We start from the raw sequence: 15,270 nt of genomic DNA on the forward strand, positions 1-15,270 counted from the left end.
TATTGGAACCTTGTTTTCACTGTGGCTCAGAAGTTTTAGAAAGCGGAGAGCCACTGTACATAAAAAAAGATGAACAACCGCACCCGGTTTGTTGCCGCGGATGCAAAGCTATTACTGAACATATTTTGGGTAATGGTTTGTCTAGCTATTATGAGTACCGCTCAGAACTTGCTTCAAAACCAATGGATGAATACGATAATACTTCCTACGATATTTACGCAGATAAGTCATATTTAGGGCTTATTGCATCGGAAAAAGATGGTATCCATCATATCACCTTGTCGATTGAGCATATTCACTGTGCTGCTTGTGCTTGGTTAATCGAACAGTCTTTAACAAGCATTCCAGGCATTGTAAAAATCACCGTTAATACTATCAGCCAGCGGGCTACTTTACAGTGGGACAACAGCTTAGTATCACTCAACGTTATCTTAAAGCGCTTTGACAGCATCGGTTATCCTGCGACCCCATTTAAAGTTTCAGATATAGAAGTCACGTTAAAAAACAAAGAAAAACAATACATTAAACGACTGGGTGTGGCTGGGTTGTTCACTATGCAAGTGATGATGTTAGCGGTTGCCATGTATTTTGGTGCTTTTGAAAGTATGGAAAGTCATCAAGTCGGTTACTTTAAGTGGATTAGCTTTCTGCTATCTATGCCAGTAATTTTATATTCAGCGGTCCCTTTTCTTACCGGTGCGATAAGTGCAATAAAAGCAAAGACATTAAATATGGACGTGCCTGTATCTGTTGCTATTTACGGTGCATTTATCGCAAGCTTGTATCAGCTAATTGAAAACGGCATGGATGGCTCTAAAGGCGAAGTGTTTTTTGAAAGCATCTCTATGTTTACATTCCTTCTGTTGATAGGGAAATATCTTGAGTTTCAGAGCAAAGAGCAAGGCTATTTTATCAAACTCTAACCTCTCGGCGTCTTTACCCTCTACAGTAAATAAAGTAACAGACGACACAGAAACAACTGTATTAGTTAAAGATATCGTTATTGGCGATTTAGTAAACATTAAGGCCGGTGAAAAAATAGCTATCGATGGTGTAATTGTTGATGGTCAAACACAAGTTAATGAATCAGTGTTAACAGGCGAATTTGCACCAATACGAAAAATGAAACACGATACCGTGTTAGCAGGAAGCGTAAATTCCGATGGCTTTGTAACCGTTAAAGTAACCGCTGTTGGCCAAGATACTGCGTTATCAGAAATTAACGCTATGCAAGAGTCTTTTGCAGACTTCAAACCGAAATATAGTCAAGTGGCTGACCGAGTTGCCCATTGGTTTGTGCTGGCACAGCTTGTTATTTCTGTAATTACTTATGTTTTCTGGAGTCAAACGAGTCCTGCTGATGCTTTATGGATATCGCTATCAGTATTAGTGGCCACCTGCCCTTGTGCACTAAGCCTTGCTACCCCAACGGCTTATACTTGTGTGTTATCAACGTTATCAAAAAGCGGCATTCTAATAAAAGATGCAATTGCTTTTGACCGCCTTAATCACATCGACACGGTTATCTTTGATAAAACCGGCACACTATCGGAAGGTAAATTTTCTATAACTAAAGTAATTTGGGAAAACGAGAATATCCCAAATGGCGTCACTGAAACAAAAATACTAAGTTACATACACTTGCTTGAAAAATATTCGGAACACCCAATTTCGAAAGCATTCTCAAAAGAAGCACTAAAGATAGATATGATAGATACCAGCAACGATAAAGTATTTAATGTCGATGTCGTTATGGGTAAAGGCATTTCTGGGAAAATTAACAGCTTAAATATTAAAATAGGCAGTGCTGAGTTTTGTGGTGTAGAAGCAAGTGATGTTAACGTTTATGTTGTGATCAACGATAAGCTTGTTGTGCGCTTTTTAGCGGAAGATAAATTGCGTGAGGACGCTCAAAAAACTCTAAACGCGCTAAACGAATTAGGTAAAAACTTAATCATGCTAACGGGTGACTCAAGTATTCATGCCGCTAAATTGGTACACAGTTTACCTCTAAAAGAAGTGAGAACTGGTTGTTCACCAAAGTTTAAAGCAAACTATATACAAGAACTACAAAAGCAAGGCCAATCTACTCTTATGGTTGGAGATGGGATTAATGACGCCCCTGTACTTGCAAGTTCCGATGTAAGTCTAGCAATGGGTGATGGTGCTGATATTACAAAACAAGTAGCCGATGTGATTGTGGCGAACAACTCCTTAAACGCTGTTGCTACTCTACTTGAAAATGCTGCTAAAACCCGTCGTATCATTAAACAGAATTTATATTGGGCGTTAGTTTATAATTTAAGTATATTACCCGTTGCTATGATGGGTTTCGTTCCTCCCTATATCGCAGTAATAGGCATGTCCGCTAGTTCCATTATTGTAGTGAGCAACTCGTTGAGGTTATTAAAATGAATATCATCTACTATCTAATCCCAGTCGCTATTTTGTTTATGGTCATTGGCGTTATCGCGTTTTTTTGGGCAACAAAGTCAGAGCAATTTGAAGACCTAGAGAAGCAGGGTTTATCAATTTTAATGGATGACGTAAAGCCAGCTAAAACTGATACAGGTGACGAAACAACAGCAGCAATAAAAACTGCGCCGTTAGAGTCTGCGTCAAGTTCAAAAAATGAACTTTAAATGTTTAGCCGTAAACATACCCCTGGCCAAATAACTCAGTGACCTTATTAATAACGGCATTCATCATGGGGCTAATGGGCGTTGCACATTGTGTTGCGATGTGTGGCTCTCTTTCTATGGCGCTTGGTTTTTCTGTTCCTCATAACAAAAGTTTTATTACCTATGCCAGTGTCATTAGTGTCTCTAGGATTTTGGGATACGGCTTTATTGGTTTTATCGCAAACCTATTTACTCAATCTTTCCTCTCAATTACTAATGGCAGCGTTCTATTGCTATCGGTTGTTTCAAGTATATTTATGATTGGTATAGGTCTTCACATTGCTAAGATCTCAAATTTTGTTCTTTATGTTGAAGTTATTGGTAAACGACTGAACAAATACCTAGAACCTTTAAAGAAAAAATTCTTCCAATCGATAGCTTAGCAAAGTGTGTTGGCTATGGTTTGTTATGGGGCTTTTTGCCTTGTGGTTTAATCTATACCGCATTAACTTTGGCACTAGTTGCAGAAAGCCCAATTCACGGCGGCCTTGTAATGTTTTGTTTTGGTTTAGGCACTTTACCAGCTGTAGTCGGAATGACTGTCTTTAATAGCCAATTAAACCAACAACTGAAAAACAATAAAATTCGGCTACTTTTTGGCGCTGTGATCGTTATAATGGCGTTATATCAGTTATACCTCACATACCAAAAGTTTACAGGATTTCAGCAATGACAGGTACTAAGCAAAAACATAATTGTGGCTCTTTTTCAATTAGCTGTACCAACTGTAATTTAAGCCAGCTGTGCATTCCTTTTACACTCGAAGACAGTGAGCTGGAAAAGCTTGATGATTTAATTGAACGAAAAAAACCATATCAAAAAAATCAAACTCTGTTTGATGCGGGTCAGCCACTAAAAACCTTATTCGCTGTTCGTTCAGGTAGCTTTAAATCCTTTTTAGTGGACGATGATGGTACTGAACAAATCACAGCCTTCCACCTGCCTGGAGATATTATAGGCTTTGATGCCCTTTCCACAAATAGCCATATTACCTATTCGCAAGCGATGGAAACTTCAATGGTCTGTGAAATACCTTATACAACTATTGAAGACCTTTCAGGGCATATGCCCAACCTTAGGCAGCAAATAACACGTTTAATGAGTAACGAAATAAAAAGCGACCAATCCATGTTTATGTTACTCAATAAAAAAACCGCCGAGCAACGGATATGCAGTTTTATTTCCACCTTATCAAATCGATTTAGCGAACGAAATTTGTCGTCAACTACCTTCAGGTTGCCAATGACACGTGCTGAAATAGGCAATTACTTAGGACTAACGGTTGAGACAGTGAGCCGAATATTTAGTAAATTACAAAAGCTCGGCATTATTGCAATTGATGGTAAGTTTATTAGCGTGTTAGATCTCCCTAAAGTTGAGAACTTAGTTAATTAAAAGAACGTTCATTTATTGATTTACTTCAATGTTTTCATAACCAAATTCTATTATTTTTACTAGACTTAAACTGTTAGGGAAAATTAAGGATAGATTATGAATAATTTTAAAAATGTTTTAGTTGTAATAGACCCCACAGAAGATAACCAAAAGGCTTTTTCAAGAGCCTTAGAACTTGCTGAAAAGCAACCGATTAGCATCACTCTATTTCTTTCCATTTATGATTTTTCTTACGAAATGACGACAATGTTGTCTTCAGATGAGCGTCATAACATGCGAGACGCTGTAATTGCAGATAGAACAGCGTGGTTAGAAGACTTAGTAAAAGAGAACCAGACTGATATCAATGTGTTAAGTAAAGTTGTTTGGCACAATCGCCCCTACGAAAGCATAATCAAAGAAGTCATCGACGGTAATTATGACTTAGTTATCAAAGGAACGCATAGCCACGACACGTTAAAGTCCGTACTGTTTACTCCTACCGATTGGCACCTACTTAGAAAGTGCCCTGTTTCAGTGTTACTGGTTAAAGAACACGCATGGCCAGCGCATGGCAAAGTATTAGCAGCCGTTAGTGCTGGAGTTGAAGACGAACAACATCAAGACTTAAATAATTTAATTATTAGCAATGCAATCAGCATGGCTGACTTATTAGAGTCTGATACACACCTTATGAATGCGTACCCTCCAACGCCTGTTAACATTGCTGTGGAAATTCCTGAGTTTGACCCTAATGAATATAACTCAACTATGAAAAGCTTTCATGTGAAGTCCATGGAGAGCTTAGCGAACAAACATCAGGTACCTAGCACTCGATGCCATGTTATAGAAGGTATGCCGGAAGATGTAATACCTAGAGTAGCAAAAGATTTAGACGCTGAGCTAGTGGTCATGGGGACTGTTGGCCGTCAAGGTATCACTGCTGCGCTTATTGGGAATACCGCAGAACATGTAATGGACAACATTAATTGTGACCTATTAGCCATTAAGCCATCGGACTTTGATTGCCCGATCAAATAGTTGTTAAATCGGCAGGCATAGGTAAAATAGGCGCCCTTTTATACTAGACGCAGTTTAACATGAACAATACAGACCCTAGAAAAGCTATCCACGAGCAAAATAAACTTGAGAAAAGATTACGTAATCGTGTGGGTAAAGCAATAGCTGAATACAATATGATTGAAGAGTCTGATGTTGTGATGGCAGCCATTAGCGGCGGAAAAGACTCCTTCGCTATGTTGGATATTCTGATTGCACTGCAAAAGTCTGCGCCTATCGACTTTAAAATAATTGCAGTGAACTTAGACCAGAAGCAACCAGGGTTTCCTGAGCATATATTGCCTGCCTATTTTGAGTCTTTAGATATTCCTTACTATATTGTAGATAAAGATACGTACTCAATTGTAAAAGAAAAAGTACCTGAAGGTAAAACAACCTGTGGATTATGTTCAAGGTTAAGAAGAGGGACTTTATATTCTTTTGCAGAGTCTATTGGCGCGACAAAAATTGCGCTAGGCCATCATATGGATGACATGGTAGAAACAATGTTCTTAAACATGTTTCATGGGGCAAAGTTAAAATCTATGCCACCAAAGTTAAGGTCTGACGATAAAAGAAATGTCGTTATTCGCCCATTAGCATTTTGTCGTGAAAAAGACTTAATAAAATACGCTGAGCATAAAGCCTACCCTATCATTCCTTGTAACCTTTGTGGCTCTCAGGAGAACCTGCAACGTCAGTCTATCAAAGCGATGTTGACAGAGTGGGATAACCAAACGCCAGGTAGAATAGAAAATATCTTTAACTCAATGAAAAGCGTGAGCTTAAGTCAATTAGCCGATGGTGAGCTTTTTGATTTTAAAAACCTTCCTATTGATCGTAGCGAAGAACGCAAAGAATATGAGTTTAGCGAAGCCACCGTGTCTTCTTCAAATATAGATGAGTCTCTAATTATTGATGTGACCCACGTTTAAAACGTTAATAGTTTCGCTCATTAAAAAAGGAGGCTCTAGCCTCCTTTTTTGTTTTCATCAAATAGAATTACATTTGAATCTATTTATCACCGTTGCCCCAAGAGTCTCTTAAACCAACCGTTTTGTTGAATATCATCTTGCCTTCGTCGTTAGTTTTTCCGTCAAAACAGTAATAACCCAGACGCTCAAACTGATAACCTTGCTGTGCTTCTGCATTCAATAGACTAGGCTCTATATAACCTTTTCTAATGACTAAAGATTCAGGGTTTAGAACCGTTGTAAAATCTTCTTCTGCAGCTGGATTTGGTACCGTAAATAAACGGTCGTAATCTCTAATTTCTGCTTCTACGCCTTCTGACGCTGAAACCCAATGGATAACACCTTTAGCTTTACGACCATCCGCAGGTAATTTACCTAGAGTTGTAGGGTCATATTCACAGTAAACTGTTGTTACGTTACCCTCTTCGTCTTGATCAAAGCGAACGGCCTTTACAAAGTAGGCATTACGTAATCTAACTTCTTTATCAATTACTAAGCGCTTATACTTTTTATTGGCACTTTCACGGAAATCTTCACGCTCGATGTAAATCTCTTTACTGAATGGAACCTTGCGTGTACCCATTTCTTCTTTATTTGGGTGATTTGGCGCATCAATCCACTCTACATGCCCATCAGGCAAGTTTTCAATCACAAGTTTAATAGGATCAACTACTGCCAACGCTCTTGGCGCAGCTTCGTTTAAATCTTCTCTGATACAAGCTTCTAACATGCCCATTTCAACCATGTTATCTACTTTTGTGACACCAATACGCTTACAGAATTCCGTCACTGAACCAGGTGTATAACCTCTGCGCTTTAGGCCAGCTATTGTAGGCATACGAGGGTCATTCCAACCTTCTACATGTCCGTCTGTCACTAACGTATTTAATTTACGTTTACTCATAAGAGTATACTCAAGGTTTAGCCTTGAAAACTCATACTGATGAGGGCGTGATTCTATTGAAATATTGTCCAATACCCAGTCATATAAACGCCTGTTATCCTGGAATTCCAGTGTACAAAGAGAATGCGTAATGTTTTCTAATGCATCGGAAATACAGTGCGTGAAGTCATACATTGGGTAAATGCACCACTTGTCACCGGTTTGATGATGATTTACAAATCGAATTCTATAAATAACTGGATCGCGCATGCAGATAAAGCTAGAGGCCATATCAATTTTGGCACGTAAACAACATTCGCCTTCTTTAAACTTACCGTCTCTCATTTCGTGAAATAGTTTTAAGTTTTCTTCTGGTGATGTTTCTCTGTAAGGACTATTTTGGCCCGGCAACTTCAAAGAACCGCGCATTTCACGTATTTTTTCTTGACTAGAAAACTCTACGTAAGCAAGCCCTTTATTAATAAGCTCTTCTGCATATCCAAATAATTGATCAAAGTAGTTTGACGAATAACAAATGTCACCGTCCCACTTAAAGCCTAACCAATTTACGTCTTCTTTAATGGCATTAACGTAATCAATGTCTTCTTTTTCTGGGTTCGTATCATCAAATCGTAAGTTACAAAGACCATTATAGTCCTGGGCAATACCAAAGTTTAATACGATAGATTTAGCATGACCTATATGAAGAAAACCGTTCGGCTCAGGTGGAAACCGAGTATGTGTCGTTTTATGCTTACCAGCTGCTAAATCCGCATCTATAATGTTGCGAATGAAATTCGATGGGCGATTCTCAGTCTCCGCCATTTTTAAACCCTTATTATTCTATGAATTAGTTTGAGTATACCACTATGCTCATTGGTTACGCCAAGCATAAACTGTTGTTTGAACACTTTTAAAACAAATAAAATCAGATACTTTAGATATGGGCAAAATTACTAATAACTAGTCCATTTCACCAACAAATTACAATTAATAAAACTTAAAAATATACTAAAAGCGCTTGAATCCCCTAGTCAGCCTAGGTATAAGAAAATGGCACAATGCTTGATACACTAAACCCAGTATTTAGAATAATTAAAATTTAAATTGGAAATAAAATGAAAAAATCATCTTTAGTTTTTGGCTTAATTGCCGCGCCAGCATTGTTAGTTTCGAGTGCTACTTTTGCTCATAACGACGGCATTGTTACCGAACAATGTGATGTTACCTTTAAGAACAAAGTGTCTATTACGCCTGAACACATTTTAGTGATCAAAGGTAACCAAACTATTTATGATATTTATAACAATGACACTATTTTTTATAAAGGCGAACAAATTAAATTAACCGCATCTGATAATGCGCTTATTAGCCGTTTTTCAAACGAAACCCGTTCGCTAATACCTACCATTACGGAAATTGCTTTAGAGGCAGTTGGTATTGCATTTGACGGAATAAATGCAGGTTTAGGTCAGTTTGGAGATTCAACAAAGCTAGATTCAAAATTAGCCAATGTAAAAGAACGCCTAGAAGAGAAATTTGCCAACCAAGACGGACATTACACTTTTGAAGAAGGCTCCTTTAATATGGACTTTGCAGATGAAGAGTTGGACAAAGCAATTGGCGAAGTCGTTGAGCAAGCTCTACCTTCAGTAATTGGCGGCGTGTTTCAAATGCTAGGCGAAGCTATAGCAAATGGCGATACTGATTTTACTGAACTAGAAAATTTAGAAGCAAACATTGAGCAAGAAATTGAGGCCAGAGCGGAACTATTAGAGGAGAAAGCGGATATAGTTTGCGATAAAGTTGAAGAGTTAGTTTTCCTAGAGAAACAAATACAAGCTGCACATCCAGACTTAGCTGACTTTGACTTAATCGATGTTAAGCATAAAAATTAGACGCTTAAGAAACCTAGATATATAACCTCTAAAGAGTCCAAGCGTTAGGAACAGTGCTTGGACTCATTTAAAACGTATAAAACTTATAAAACCAACGTTTAGAACAAGCCTATAATTCGCGAACCAAACTCACTTATTAGTATGTTTATCGCTAACAATATCAATACCCACCCCATTACTCGATCAAATAAGTAGGCATTCTTGCTAAACAACTTCCTTACAGACTCTTTAGAAAGCACCAAAGACAAACAGCAGAACCAGGCGGTTGTCGCAATAGCTAAATAAACACCATACGCCCCTTTGATAATTAATGGCGTTTCTAACGAAACCACCACAGTAAACAATGATAGAAAGAACAGTGTCGCTTTTGGGTTAAGTCCGTTGGTCATAAACCCCAAAGCAAAGGCTTTTTTGTCAGAAATACTAGTTACCTTCATCTGACTTTCGCTGTTTGTTTGAAGATGCGCCTTAGAACGTATCGCGCTTAAGCCTATATTAATTAGAAACAAAGAAGCAATAACGATTAACACGTCATATAACCAAGGCGTTGCATTGATTATCAAGCCAATACCAGCCAATGCATAAGCAACGTGAATAAATATCGCCGTCCCAACACCTACTGACGTTATTAATGCGGCTCGTTTGCCATATTGAATAGAATGTTTCATAACAATCGCAAAGTCAGGCCCTGGACTCGCTACAGCAAAAATGTGAGCTATTGCAATCGTAGCAAACTCTAGTGCATATTTTGTAAGGTCCATCTATACCTATTCCTAGTAATTCTATTTAAATAAATCAGCAATAATCTGTATTGGATGCTTAAGACTGGCTTCCGCAAATCGCTTAGACTGACAACGACAAGAAAAACCTGTTGCCAATATTTGTTCTTTTGGTCTTGAGTCTAAAACAGGCTTCCAGCTTGCGTCAAAAAGGCTTTTCGATACGGTTTGATTACCTTTCTCATGCCCGAACGTTCCGGCCATACCACAACAACCGGTATTAACAGACTCAGCCTCTAAACCTAGCTTTGAAAATATTGTTGGCCAATGTGATGTACTGTCGTTTATTAATGATTTTTCCGTACAGTGATTAAGTACTGAGTAAATTGAGTTTGCCTTCGCTTCCTTTATTGGTAAATCAATATTATATATTTGACTCATCAGCCATTCACCAAGGAGCTCTACCTTAAAGTTAACTTTATTCGAACCAAGAAGGTTTGTATATTCATCACGATATACGAGTGCCATCGATGCATCTAAGCCAATCATAGGTCGACCAAACTCAGCTATTTTGTTGTAGTACGTGCTGGCTTTTCTAGCTGACTTTTCAAACCTATTTAAAAAGCCTTTAACGTGTTGGGCTTTGCCATTCACTTGAAAAGGCAATATGAGAGGATAAAAACCTAAGCCATTTAACGCAATAACGGTATCCGCTAACAATTGCGATTCATAGCTAGAGGTAAATGCATCTTGTACTAGAAAAACAACATTTTGAGTCTCTACACTGGATAACTTTTGGTAACGCGTTTCACTATAAAAGAACGATTTATCAATGCGTTGAGTAGGATGCGGTGATAACTTAGGAGCATCTACATAACCGATGACTTTATTTATTAAAAACTGGCTAAATGGATTATGCGTTAACGCATTGAACAACCTTGATTGCTTAGATAACAACGGCATCATTAATTCGACATTCGATACTAAATGGTCGCTAATTGGTCTCAAGTATCTTAAATAATAGGCCTCTAAAAATTTACTTCTAAAGGTTGGTACGTCAACTTTTACCGGACAAGCAGATGTGCACGCTTTACAAGCTAAACAGGCATCCATACTGTCTTTTACTTCATGACTAAAGTCATACATGCCTAGCTTTTTACCAATAGAAAAAACGACTTTATAAGGTAGCCACAATAAGTTTATCAGTGTTGTTTTAGCTAGCATCATATTTGATGGAGACATGTTTTCACCTTGAAGACGAAGCCATTCTCGCATTAACGTTGCACGTCCTTTTGGAGAAAAACGTCTATCGCGTGTTGCTTTATAAGAGGGACACATCACACTAGATTCATCGTAATTAAAGCACAAGCCATTACCATTACAATTTATTGTTTGAGGGAATTCTTGTCTAATCTCAATAGGTATTTCGCTATCAAACTTTCCACGTTTAACGCTATCTACGCTTACTAGTTTTTCATTTGAATCTAACGGCGTACAAATTTTTCCAGGGTTTAGTCTATTTTTAGAATCGAATGCCGTTTTTATCTTTCTCAGTTCATTAAATAATTCAGCACCAAAAAAATCTGGGCCATATTCACTGCGGTAACCTTTGCCATGCTCGCCCCACATTAAACCATTATACTTTGCCGTAAGTGCTACGACTTCATCAGATATACAACGTAAGACATTCTCTTGCTCTGGGTCCATCATATTAAGCGCTGGCCTTACATGAAGCACCCCCGCGTCTACATGGCCAAACATGCCATACTTTAAATTATGTTTATCCAGTACAGCCCTAAATTCCGCTATAAAGTCTGCTAAATTCTCTGGTGGGACTGCTGTATCCTCAGCAAAAGCAATCGGTTTATTATCACCCTGAACGTTTCCCAGCAAGCCCACTGATTTTTTGCGCATGGCATAAACTCGGCCCATGTCTGCACGGTCATTTGTCACGCTGTAAGTGAGGACACCAGATTGCTGCTTAGCAATCAAATCGTCTAATCGATTACACAGGCTTGAAACCTTCGCCGTTTGGTTCTGTTCATCTTCGTCATTAAACTCAACAATATTTAAGCCATCAACAACACTACCAGGCTTTTCTATAATCAAATCTGCTACGTCCGCCCAAACCACATCTTGTTTCGCTAGGTTCAGAACTGTGCTGTCAATGGTCTCAACTGATGTTGCTTTTGCGTCGACTAAAAAGGAGAGTTACGCAACGCCGAATCAAAACTATCGTAGGTGATATTAATCATGGTTTTGAATTTTGCGATTGGCGTTATATTTAACTTTGCTTCTGTTATGAACGCCAACGTACCTTCAGAGCCTGCTAGTACCCTTCCTAAGTCAAACTCCGTTAAATCTTCGTTAAAAACATGTTCTAAATCATAACCCGTCAAAAAGCGATTTAATCTTGGAAACGTTTCAAGGATTTTATTTCGTTGTGAAAAACATGTTTCGTAAACTTGGCGGTAAATATTTGCATTTTGATCATCGCTGTTCGCAATCTTTAATGCTTCAGACGTTAACATTTTTTTGGTAGAAAGGTTGTGCCCTGAAACAGTGACAGCATCTAGCTCTATAACATGATCACTGGTTTTGCCATAAACGAGAGAGCCTTGACCAGATGCGTCAGTATTAATCATACCGCCAATGGTAGCTCGGTTTGAAGTAGATAAGTCTGGTGCAAAAAAGAAACCATAAGGTTTCAAAAAGTCATTTAATTGATCCTTAATAACACCTGACTGTACACGGACCCATTTTTCTTCAACGTTTATTTCTATAATCTCTCGCATATGACGAGACATATCTAAAACTATGTAATCAGTTAGTGACTGTCCATTAGTGCCCGTACCACCGCCCTTTGGTGTGAACTTTAAGTGCTTGTATTCGTTTTTGTTTGCTGCCGACATTATTGCTAAAACATCGGCTTTACTTCTAGGGAATAAGATTGCTTGAGGAATAGCTTGGTAAATACTGTTATCCGTAGACTGGGACAATCGAGAGCCGTAACTTGTCTCAATGTCGCCACAATATGATGAGCTTCGTTCTGATAATAACGAACAGAAGTCAGCAACAACTGGGTCTAACGTTTTTTGAGCGGGAATTCTACGGATCATAGCGCTGTGATACTCAACAATCTAAACTTAATTAGCTTGATTATAACCAGTTCTACCCTACTAAGTCTAAACTTCTTGATGCTGTTAACGTATTGAACCAACTATCGATATCCATTGAGTTAGGACGTTCGATACTATGAATATTCACTATTTTCGAATGATTAGACACTTTTAGTTCATGAGATGAATTTGAATGCTCTTGGCTTTCTATAATTGCGGGATTAACCGTTCGTTGTTTTACGTTGTAATCCAAGCTGTCTATAAGACTTTGTTCTAGCAATTGGTTTTTATAAGATAGAGCTTCGGGCCTAAGTGTATTTTCTAGACGGACATCTTGAAAATGGCCATTGGATATTAATTCATTCTGGTGTGTAGAACGTTGTCGGTCTGTTTGTCCATAAAGCGGTACGCTCGGAGAAGAAAAAATGTTTTGAACATTTTTATCCGTAAGTGTTGTAGGTGTAGAAACCTGATTAAACTGGTCAAACTCAGTTGCGTCTTTCGTTAACATGGACAACAACATCTTAAAGCTACCGATGTCCGAACTATCTACTGCTTTTCTGATGTCATTGTAATACACCGACTCACGAACAACATTAGCAGTCTGACTCACAGAGGAATATTCAGGGCTGTAATCTACATTATTTGACACTATGGCTACTTCTTTAAAACCTTAACTAGTCATTATTTCGGCAGTCGTCAAATTTTCTTTAATTATTTGTTTACAGAATTTTTTTCTTTGTTATTATGCGTCTCGTTCTGGAGGGGTTCCCGAGTGGCCAAAGGGATCAGACTGTAAATCTGACGGTTCTACCTTCGGTGGTTCGAATCCACCTCCCTCCACCACATTTCAAAAGAAAGGCACAACATTTGTTGTGCCTTTCTTGATCTCAATCTCCGCGTATTCTAATGATTATCATAAAAATTACCGCTCTATATTTGTAAATTTGCCATTTCGGATATATACCTTTAAGACATTAATTGTTTTTAAGGTCTCAACAATGCGAACAAATGCTTATTTAGCGACCGCTATTTGCACATTGCTCGCACATGGAAGTGCTAAAGCCGATATCGATTTTACTGGCTTTGCAAGTATTACGGCGGGTAAAGTTTTAAGTGGCGACGGTGTACCCCATTACGACGTACCTCCCACATTTTTAGCTGATTATCCAATTGTATCGGCCTACAGTGAAGATTTATCTTTTAAACAAGAAAGTTTATTCGGACTGCAAGTTAAAGCTACGTTGTCAGATGGACTTTCTGCGACAGCTCAAATTGTTTCTCGAGGCGCTGATAGTTTCGACACTACATTTGAATGGGCCTACCTTTCGTACGAAATTAATGATCAATGGACCATACAGGCTGGTAAAAAACGTCTACCGCTCTTTTATTACTCAGATTTTTATGATGTAGGCTTTGCTTATGTTTGGCTTAGACCGCCTGCTGACACCTACACATGGCAAGTCTTTAACTATAACGGTATAAATGCGCTTTATTCCGGACATGTTGGTGATTGGTCCATAAGCAGTAACTTTTATACCGGTAAAGAAGAAAGCGAAAACAACAGATTGTTGAGTCAGTTTTTCTTTATAGAGCCAACAACAGAGATTTGGAAAGATATTTTTGGTGCTGTATTTAACGCTAGTAACGATTGGTTAGAATTGCGTTTCACCGCAATGACTTATACAAACGAGCGTTTTCGTAGCGGAGTGCAACAAACTTGGGGTGGAAAAACAGAGCGCGATGGTACTTTTTTAGGAATGGCCATAAACGCGACTTGGGGTGATACCTTCCTACTTACCGAAATAAACCAACTTGAATTAGATGACGATGGAGAACTTGATTCTCTAATGGTGAGTATCGGCCATAACTTTGGCACCTTCACACCATACTTATCCTATTCAAAGCTTGATCAGACTGGTGATTACCTAGACGGTTCACCAATTAGTGACGGCGAGGACCACGATACTACTTCTGTAGGTATCCGTTATGACTTCCATCCATCAGCAGCATTTAAAGTTCAATATGATGTTGTTAACGACAATTCATATGAATATGCAGTAGCTGGTGACAGTAAAGCACTTACATTTGGTATAGATTTAGTTTTCTAGGGGAAAAAAATGAAAAAACTTTTATTAATTTTAGCAGCACTATCGTTTAACTCGTTTGCAGAAATCGCAGTTATTGTTCATCCGTCAAATGATTCAGCTTTGGATGAAAAATCCGTAGCTCGTATCTTTACAGGCAAAATGAAGTCGTTCCCCAATGGGAATCAAATCATTCCTGTTAATCTGGATAATAGCCAGGCTGCAACTTCAGAATTCAATGAGAAGGTATTAAAACGATCTGAAAGCCAATTAAAAGCATATTGGTCAAAGCTTGTGTTTACCGGTAAAGGAACCCCTCCTCAGTCTGTAGCGAACTCAGAAGAGGTACTTAAGCTCGTTTCTACCAACCCAAGTGTTATCGGATATATCGATGCATCGAAGGTGACGGGAGATGTAAAGGTGGTTACTAAGTTTTGATAACTAAACAAAGCTAATAGCAACAAAAAACCCAGACT

14 protein-coding genes, 1 tRNA gene and 1 pseudogene are annotated in these 15,270 nt (G+C 38.4%); 12 read left to right on the plus strand and 4 right to left on the minus strand.

All coding sequences use genetic code 11. The annotated features are described in order from the left end of the window. The first annotated feature begins 2 nt into the window (after positions 1 to 2). From GNP35_RS04345 to ttcA, 8 genes are all read left to right on the plus strand, one after another. The gene (locus GNP35_RS04345) at positions 3 to 923 is read left to right on the plus strand and encodes a heavy metal translocating P-type ATPase metal-binding domain-containing protein (RefSeq protein ID WP_155694854.1); all 921 of its coding nucleotides are present in this window, start codon (positions 3 to 5) and stop codon (positions 921 to 923) included. After that, positions 880 to 2,415, plus strand: coding sequence for a heavy metal translocating P-type ATPase (locus GNP35_RS04350; protein ID WP_155694856.1), 1,536 nt, complete (start codon positions 880 to 882; stop codon positions 2,413 to 2,415). The genes GNP35_RS04345 and GNP35_RS04350 overlap by 44 nt, the downstream gene beginning before the upstream one ends. Next, complete coding sequence (gene ccoS, locus GNP35_RS04355) at positions 2,412 to 2,642, plus strand: cbb3-type cytochrome oxidase assembly protein CcoS (protein ID WP_155694858.1); 231 nt, start codon at positions 2,412 to 2,414, stop codon at positions 2,640 to 2,642. Before GNP35_RS04350 ends, ccoS begins: the two co-directional genes overlap by 4 nt. 38 nt (positions 2,643 to 2,680) lie before the next feature. Continuing rightward, complete coding sequence (locus GNP35_RS04360; protein ID WP_155694860.1) at positions 2,681 to 3,064, plus strand: sulfite exporter TauE/SafE family protein; 384 nt, start codon at positions 2,681 to 2,683, stop codon at positions 3,062 to 3,064. A 35-nt stretch (positions 3,065 to 3,099) separates the two neighbouring features. Beyond that, on the plus strand, positions 3,100 to 3,354 hold the full coding sequence (locus tag GNP35_RS16490; RefSeq protein ID WP_414153674.1) for a sulfite exporter TauE/SafE family protein: 255 nt from the start codon (positions 3,100 to 3,102) through the stop codon (positions 3,352 to 3,354). Next, entirely contained in the window at positions 3,351 to 4,076 is a 726-nt protein-coding gene (gene fnr / locus GNP35_RS04370) for a fumarate/nitrate reduction transcriptional regulator Fnr (protein ID WP_155694864.1), read from the plus strand. Before GNP35_RS16490 ends, fnr begins: the two co-directional genes overlap by 4 nt. A 96-nt stretch (positions 4,077 to 4,172) precedes the next feature. Next, a complete protein-coding gene (gene uspE / locus GNP35_RS04375) occupies positions 4,173 to 5,096 on the plus strand; it encodes a universal stress protein UspE (RefSeq protein ID WP_155694866.1) in 924 nt (307 codons plus the stop codon). Positions 5,097 to 5,155: 59 nt separating this feature from the next. Then, positions 5,156 to 6,049 carry a tRNA 2-thiocytidine(32) synthetase TtcA gene (ttcA, locus tag GNP35_RS04380; protein WP_155694868.1) on the plus strand — a complete coding sequence of 298 codons (894 nt, stop codon included), beginning with the start codon at positions 5,156 to 5,158 and terminating at the stop codon, positions 6,047 to 6,049. Positions 6,050 to 6,128: 79 nt separating this feature from the next. Here ttcA and glnS read toward each other — a convergent pair whose 3' ends face one another. Then, on the minus strand, positions 6,129 to 7,796 hold the full coding sequence (gene glnS / locus GNP35_RS04385) for a glutamine--tRNA ligase (RefSeq protein WP_155694871.1): 1,668 nt from the start codon (positions 7,794 to 7,796) through the stop codon (positions 6,129 to 6,131). Positions 7,797 to 8,089: 293 nt separating this feature from the next. On the opposite strand from glnS, the gene GNP35_RS04390 reads away from it, so the two are divergent. Then, on the plus strand, positions 8,090 to 8,869 hold the full coding sequence (locus tag GNP35_RS04390; protein WP_155694872.1) for a DUF2884 family protein: 780 nt from the start codon (positions 8,090 to 8,092) through the stop codon (positions 8,867 to 8,869). 98 nt (positions 8,870 to 8,967) lie between these two features. Here GNP35_RS04390 and GNP35_RS04395 read toward each other — a convergent pair whose 3' ends face one another. From GNP35_RS04395 to GNP35_RS04405, 3 genes and pseudogenes are all read right to left on the minus strand, one after another. After that, positions 8,968 to 9,630 (minus strand): LysE family translocator, encoded by a 663-nt coding sequence (locus GNP35_RS04395; RefSeq protein WP_155694874.1) that lies wholly within the window; start codon positions 9,628 to 9,630, stop codon positions 8,968 to 8,970. Between the two features lie 21 nt (positions 9,631 to 9,651). Then, positions 9,652 to 12,707, minus strand: a pseudogene (ydiJ, locus tag GNP35_RS04400) (D-2-hydroxyglutarate dehydrogenase YdiJ). 52 nt (positions 12,708 to 12,759) lie between these two features. Beyond that, positions 12,760 to 13,359: a VC2046/SO_2500 family protein gene (locus GNP35_RS04405; RefSeq protein ID WP_155694876.1), complete on the minus strand. Its 600-nt coding sequence runs from the start codon at positions 13,357 to 13,359 to the stop codon at positions 12,760 to 12,762. A gap of 109 nt (positions 13,360 to 13,468) precedes the next feature. On the opposite strand from GNP35_RS04405, the gene GNP35_RS04410 reads away from it, so the two are divergent. From GNP35_RS04410 to GNP35_RS04420, 3 genes are all read left to right on the plus strand, one after another. Further along, positions 13,469 to 13,553 (plus strand) — tRNA-Tyr (locus tag GNP35_RS04410). Positions 13,554 to 13,708: 155 nt separating this feature from the next. Next, positions 13,709 to 14,818: a porin gene (locus tag GNP35_RS04415; RefSeq protein WP_196492425.1), complete on the plus strand. Its 1,110-nt coding sequence runs from the start codon at positions 13,709 to 13,711 to the stop codon at positions 14,816 to 14,818. Between the two features lie 9 nt (positions 14,819 to 14,827). Then, on the plus strand, positions 14,828 to 15,232 hold the full coding sequence (locus GNP35_RS04420; RefSeq protein WP_155694878.1) for a type 2 periplasmic-binding domain-containing protein: 405 nt from the start codon (positions 14,828 to 14,830) through the stop codon (positions 15,230 to 15,232). Positions 15,233 to 15,270: the final 38 nt, after the last annotated feature.

The sequence above is a fragment of the Psychrosphaera haliotis genome (assembly GCF_009728465.1).
GTDB lineage: Bacteria > Pseudomonadota > Gammaproteobacteria > Enterobacterales > Alteromonadaceae > Psychrosphaera > Psychrosphaera haliotis.